At 72.5% G+C, this 712-nt stretch carries 1 protein-coding gene; it reads right to left on the bottom strand.

The features are described 5' to 3' along the window. Window positions 1-712: ketoacyl-synthetase C-terminal extension domain-containing protein (locus NP777_RS47040; RefSeq protein WP_305890873.1), on the bottom strand; the 712-nt coding region annotated here is incomplete at both ends.

The following is a 712-nucleotide window of genomic DNA, read 5'->3' as shown; positions in this document are numbered from 1 at the left end:
CCCGCCGGTGCCGGTTTCCCCGGTGACCAGGTTGGGGTGGGGCTGTCCTTCGCCGAGGGCGGTGAGGGCGGCGGTCGCCTGGTCGAGATCGGTGGCGAGGACGACCGCGCGGTGTTCCAGTGCGGTGCGGGTGGTGGCCAGCGACCAGCCCAAGTCCACCGGGTCGGTGTCGGGGTGGGTGCGGAGGTGGGTGATCAGGCGCTGGGCCTGTGCCCGTAGCGCCACCTGGCTCTTGGCGGACAGCACCCACGGCACCGCGCCCCCGGTGGCCACCAGTCCCGGAGCCTCCGGCTCCGTGGCTTCCGCTTCGTCGGCCGCCTCTTCCGGAGCCTGTTCGAGGATGAGATGGGCGTTGGTGCCGCTGACGCCGAAGGAGGAGATCCCGGCGCGGCGCGGGCGGCCGGTCTCCGGCCAGGGCCGGGCCTCGGTGAGCAGGGACACCGCGCCCGATGTCCAGTCCACCTTGGTGGTGGGCTCGTCGGCGTGGAGTGTCTTGGGCAGTACGCCATACCGCATGGCCTGCGCCATCTTGATGACGCCCGCGATTCCCGCCGTGGCCTGGGTGTGGCCGATGTTGGACTTCAGGGAGCCCAGCCAGAGGGGTTGGCCGGCGGGGCGGTCCTGGCCGTAGGTGGCGAGGAGTGCCTGGGCCTCGATGGGGTCGCCGAGGGCGGTGCCGGTGCCGTGTGCTTCGACGGCGTCGATGTCGCTT

The sequence above is a fragment of the Streptomyces rugosispiralis genome (assembly GCF_024505145.1).
Lineage (GTDB): Bacteria > Actinomycetota > Actinomycetes > Streptomycetales > Streptomycetaceae > Streptomyces > Streptomyces rugosispiralis.
The sequence above is the reverse complement of the archived record's forward strand: the minus strand, read 5'-3'. Positions and strand labels throughout refer to the sequence as shown.